Source organism: Micromonospora sp. NPDC007271 (assembly GCF_040634005.1).
In the GTDB taxonomy this organism is placed as follows: domain Bacteria; phylum Actinomycetota; class Actinomycetes; order Mycobacteriales; family Micromonosporaceae; genus Micromonospora.
The window spans coordinates 1-5,411 of sequence record NZ_JBEYER010000118.1 but is presented as its reverse complement, the minus strand read 5'-3'; the positions used below and the strand labels follow the sequence as shown (position 1 = coordinate 5,411).

Here is a 5,411-nt window from a genome sequence, read left to right as displayed (position 1 = left end):
CGAGTGATGATCCCGCCATCGGTGACGGCCTGCCGGGGGAAGGGAAGCCGACGCACGCATCCGGATCTGGTTGCATGTCGGCCGACGGCCCCTCGCCTCGCCGGCGTCCTCTCCGGTACATCGAGGCGCTCGCCCCGCGCCGAGCCTCGTGGCAGCCCCGCACCCGGCCGCCCTGCGGTAGCGGGCCAATGGGCGGCTTTCGGAACCGCCTGCCTTCGGTGCGCGGTAGCCGTCGGATCGCCAGGCCGGTCGGCCGCCGGGCGTGGGAACGCAGCCGAGTCAGGACAGCAGCGCGGCCGCCGGGTCCGGCGCTGCGATGGCGGGCGCCGGGCCGTCCTGCTGCCGCCCGAGCAAACCGGTGCCCTCCGGCCGGCCACCCAGGTAATCGCGCTTTCCCGGAGTGTGGGGCGGGATGGACGAGGAGGAGCGCCGGGCAGCGGCCACTCAGACTGCGCGGAGAACTTCTGTTCGGGACACAGCCCGACGGGGCAGCTAGCCATCTGCTGCGCGCCCCTGCCGGCCGCGTGGGAGCTTTCGATCGACCTGCCGGCAAAAAGCGGATCGGCCGCGCGGTCCACAGGGGACCCACGCGGCCGATCCGGTGAGGCCGGCTCACTCGCCGGGCTGGTCCTCCTGGCCCACGCCGATAATGCCGACGATCCGCTCGAGGTCGTCGACCGTAGCGAACTCGATCGTGATCTTGCCCTTGCTGCGACCGATGTCGACCTTGACCCGGGTGTCGAACCGGTCGGAAAGCCGGTCGGCAAGGTCCGAGAGCGCCGGAGCGTGCGGCTTCGGCCGCCGCTTCGCCGCCGGGGTCTTCGCCGGTCCGTCGGCAAGCGCGAGCGCCACCATCTCCTCAGTGGCGCGTACGGAGATGCCCTCGGCGACGATCCGCTTGGCGAGCTGTTCCTGGGCCTCCGCGTCCTCCAGGCTGAGAAGCGCCCGGGCATGGCCGGCGGAGAGCACCCCGGCGGCGACCCGGCGCTGAACCGGGGCGGGCAGGTTCATCAGCCGAATCGTGTTGGAGATCTGCGGCCGGCTGCGCCCGATACGGCGGGCGAGCTCCTCATGGGTGGCCCCGAACTCCTCCAGGAGCTGCTGGTAGGCGGCCGCCTCCTCCAGCGGGTTCAGGTTGGCCCGGTGGATGTTCTCCAGCAGCGCGTCCCGGAGCATCGCGTCGTCCCGCGTGTCCCGGACGATCGCGGGAATGTTCTCCCGGCCGACCGCCTGGGCCGCCCGCCAACGCCGCTCACCCATGACGAGTTCGTACTTCTCGCCGTCGAGCTGGCGTACGACGATCGGCTGGAGGAAGCCGACCTCCTGAATCGAGACCTTCAGCTCCTCCAGGGCCTCCTCGTCGAAGACCTGCCGGGGCTGCTTCGGGTTCGGCACGATGGCGTCGACCGGGACCTCGGCGAAGCGAGCCCCCGGCACCGGGCTCAGCTGCGCCTCCGGCTCTGCCACCGGTGCCGCACCCGCTCCGGTCACGGCCGCCGCCGCGCCTCCGGTGGGTGGGGGCGGGATCGCCCCTGTGCCGGCTCCGGGCTCGGCGACCGTCGGGCTGATACCCGGCATCGGCCCGGTGGGGATGAGGGCACCCAGGCCCTTGCCCAGACCGCCGCGGGGACGGTTCTTCATGCGACGCCTCCCAGCGACTTCTCCGCACTACGCATTCCGGCTCACCGGCTCCTTGACCCCTCGCTCGGCGATCTCCTGGGCGGCCTCGAAGTAGCTCGTGGCCCCCCGCGAACCGGGATCGTAGGTCATCACCGACTGCCCGTAGCTCGGTGCCTCGGAAACCCGTACGTTCCGGGGGATCACGGCCTGGAGCACCTTGTCCCCGAAGTGGTTCCGGACGTCCTGCTCGACGGCGTCGGCCAGTCGGGTACGCCGGTCGTACATGGTGAGCAGAATGGTGGAGACCTCGAGCCTCGGGTTGAGGTGCTGGCGGACCAGGTTGATGTTGTTGATCAGCTGGTTGAGGCCCTCCAGCGCGTAGTACTCGCACTGGATGGGGATCAGCACCTCCTGCGCGGCGACCAGCGCGTTGACGGTCAGCAGGCCGAGCGAGGGCGGGCAGTCGATGAAGACGTAGTCGAAGTGCCCCGGATAGGCGGCGATGGCGCGAGCCAGCCGGGACTCCCGGGCCACCACCGACACCAACTCGATCTCGGCACCGGCGAGGTCGATGGTGGCCGGTACGCACCACAGGTTCGGGATGCCCTCGACCGCCTGCGCCACCTCCTCCAGAGGCACGCTGTCGATCAGGCAGTCGTACACGTCTGGCACCCCGGTGTGGTGCGGCACGTTGAGCCCGGTGGAGGCGTTGCCCTGCGGATCCAGGTCGACCACCAGGACCCGGTTGCCGTGCAGGGCGAGCGCCACCGCCAGGTTCACGGTGGTCGTGGTCTTGCCCACGCCGCCCTTCTGGTTCGCGACGCACATCACCCGGGTCCGGGCGGGCCGAGGCATGGTCACCTCGCCACTGGGATTCAGGATCTGCACGGCGCGCATCGCCTCCATAGCCAACGGTGGGTCATCCTCTTCGCGCGTCGGGGTTTCACGTGAAACGTACGTGCTGGCGGCGGGTTCGGCACCATAGCCGGTGCCCGGTGGCGTGTCGAAGGGAACCACCACGTCGGCCACCCGGTCCGGGGCCGCCTGCGGGGTGGCCTGCTCCGGTACGGCCGGACCCGGCGGCTGCGGCTCGTAGCGGCCGGGGACCGCCGCGTTGCCGCCGACCGGCGTCGGACGCGGGCTGGATGCGTTCGCCGGACGGCCGGCCGCCTCGTGCGGATCGCGAGCCGGCGGTACGTTCGCCGGCACGGAGGAGGTCGGACGCGCGGCACCCGCGACGGGTACGTCCCGGTGCACCAGCGGGTCGCAGTCGGGAGGAGTCGTGGCCGGGCCGCGGGAGCCGTCGCCCACCGGCCAGCCCTGATAGTCGGTTTCACGTGAAACGGGGTCGGCCTCTGGTCCGGTCACCCGTGGATCGTCGTACCTGCCGTCGTCATGCACCTGTCATCCCTGCCCGCTCCGGATGGTCGGTCCGCACCCCGTCGATCAGGCCCCGCGCTCCGGCGCGGCGTACGGCCCAGCGGGAATCGGTCGGATTCGGGTGCCGCCCGACACCGCCGTTCCACACTATCGACGCGCGGCCAGCCTACGGCGGACGGGCGCAGCGGGTCCACGTCGGGTTCGGATCGATGGGCTGGATCGCACCGTTTTTCGCGGCCGGACCGGCGGCTTGCGGAAAGCCTTGTGGGGTCAGCGGTCCCGGCCGGACCCGCCACGGCGGCGGCCACCACGCGTACGCTTCGGGCCCTTCTTCCGCACCGGACCGACCACGCGCTCCCGGACCACCTCGATCACGGTGGCCGGCGGGTCGATGACGCCGACGCCGCACCGGTGCAGCTCCGGCTCGCCCCCACCGAGCCGGGCCACCGCCTCGGCGTGCTCGGTGATCTCCTCGGCGGCCGAGGTGCCCTTGAGCGCCACCAACCGCCCGCCGGGCACCACGAGGGGCAGGCACCAGGCAGCGAGCCGGTCCAGCGCGGCAACCGCCCGCGCGGTGACGATGTCGGCACTCAGCGGCCCGCGGTCGCGCGTACCGGCCGCCGCCTCCTCCGCCCGGCCCCGGAACACCCGGACCGAAGCGGTCAGGCCGAGCTGCTGGACCGCCTCAACGAGGAAGGCGGTCCGCCGGGCGAGCGGCTCCACGAGCGTGACCGTGAGATCGGGCCGGGCGATGGCCAGGACCAGGCCGGGCAGCCCGGCACCGGAGCCGACGTCGAGCAGGCTCGCGCCCGCGGGAATCCGCTCGGCCATCGCCGCGCAGTTGAGCAGGTGCCGATCCCAGATGCGGGGGGCCTCGCGGGGGCCGATCAGGCCGCGCACCACGCCGTCCGTCGCCAGCAGTTCGGCGTACGCGGCGGCCAGGTCGAGGCGGTCGCCGAACAGGGTACGGGCAGCGTCCGCCAGCTCGGGCGGCAGCGTCGCGGCCACCGGGGACGGCGGGCTCGCGGAGGCCCGCTGGTCGGCGGGCGCGGCGGCACCGTCCACGAGGGACGGATCCGGCGCGGCGACCACCGGCTCGTCGGCGGCGGACGGCTCGGCGCCCAGCCGCTCGTCGGCGGCGGACGGCTCGGCGAACACCGGTTCGACGGCCCCGACCGGAGCGACCGCGGCCGGCTCGGCCGGTACGGCTGACGATTCGCCGGTCATGGCCGGCTCGGTCGCCGCCACCGGCTCAGCGGAGAACGTCGCCGCCACCGGCTCGCCGGAGACGGCCGGGGCCACCGGCTCGCCGGAGAAGGCCGAAGTCACCGGCTCGCCGGAAAAGGCCGGGGCCACATCGCCGGAGGGATCCACCGGATGGGCCGGCTCAGGCCGGGCAGGCGGAACCGGCTCCTCCGGGGGAGCGGAGAAGCTCGGATCGGCCGCGCTGGACGGCGCACCGGGGAGAGACGGGTCGGCCGGCTCGTCGTGGGAGAAGAGCGGGTCGACGGCCGGGTCGTGCCGGACAGCCGACGGCCCGGGCGGCGTACCACCCGGGCCGGCCACGGCATCCGCCGTCGTGTCGTCGGAGGCCACTCCGTCAGTCCGCCACCGGTCGGACGACAATACGGCGGTTCGGCTCGACGCCCTCGGACTCGCTCTCCACGCCGCTCATCGCATTCACCACGTCGTGCACGCACTTGCGCTCGAACGCGGACATCGGCTCCAGGCGCACGGACTCGCCGTACTCCTTGACCTTCTCCACCGCGTTCTTGGCGACGGCGGCCAGCTCCTTGCGCCGGGCGGCCCGGTAGCCGCCGACGTCGAGCAGCAGGCGGCTCGGCGAGCCGGTCTGCCGGAACACCGCCAGCCGGGCCAGTTCCTGGAGGGCCTCCAGGGTGGCGCCGCGCTGGCCGATCAGGTTCTGCAGGCGACCGCCGACCACCTCGACGACCGGCCGGCCCCCGGAGACCAGCTCGTCGATGTCGCCGTCATAGTCGAGAATGTCGAGCAGGCCCTCGACGTAGTCGGCGGCGATCTCGCTCTGCCGGAACAGGTCGCTGTCGGCCGGGGCCTTCTTCTCCCGGGCCTCCTGCTCGACCTCGGTCTCCTCCGCCTCCTCGGTGGCGACGGCCGGCGCGGTCTCCTCGGCCAGGGACTGGTCCGCGCTGGGGATGCTGGTGTCGGTCACGGTCTCATCTCCGTACTCGCTCGGCCGGACCGTCGGGTCCGCTGGTCTCCCGGGGCCGGCGCGGGGTTTCGCCGATGCCCTCGGGCACGTCTGTACGGGCAGTTTCGCCCGTGACCGCGCTCCGCGCGGCGGTTCCGGCCCGGCGCCGACCGTACGGTGGCAGCTCGGGGGCCGGACGGGCCGCCGCCAGGATCAGCGGCGGCCCGAAAGCTCAGCCCTG

Annotated in this window: 4 protein-coding genes; all 4 read right to left on the bottom strand. The window is 73.2% G+C overall.

The window, feature by feature from the left end:
• Positions 1–612: 612 nt before the first annotated feature.
• Positions 613–1,641 carry a ParB/RepB/Spo0J family partition protein gene (locus ABZ570_RS29530; RefSeq protein ID WP_358070689.1) on the bottom strand — a complete coding sequence of 343 codons (1,029 nt, stop codon included), beginning with the start codon at positions 1,639–1,641 and terminating at the stop codon, positions 613–615.
• Positions 1,642–1,668: 27 nt separating this feature from the next.
• Positions 1,669–3,021: an AAA family ATPase gene (locus ABZ570_RS29525; RefSeq protein WP_358070687.1), complete on the bottom strand. Its 1,353-nt coding sequence runs from the start codon at positions 3,019–3,021 to the stop codon at positions 1,669–1,671.
• Between the two features lie 249 nt (positions 3,022–3,270).
• On the bottom strand, positions 3,271–4,008 hold the full coding sequence (rsmG, locus tag ABZ570_RS29520; RefSeq protein WP_358070709.1) for a 16S rRNA (guanine(527)-N(7))-methyltransferase RsmG: 738 nt from the start codon (positions 4,006–4,008) through the stop codon (positions 3,271–3,273).
• Between the two features lie 592 nt (positions 4,009–4,600).
• On the bottom strand, positions 4,601–5,191 hold the full coding sequence (locus ABZ570_RS29515) for a R3H domain-containing nucleic acid-binding protein (RefSeq protein WP_358070684.1): 591 nt from the start codon (positions 5,189–5,191) through the stop codon (positions 4,601–4,603).
• Positions 5,192–5,411 lie beyond the last annotated feature (220 nt).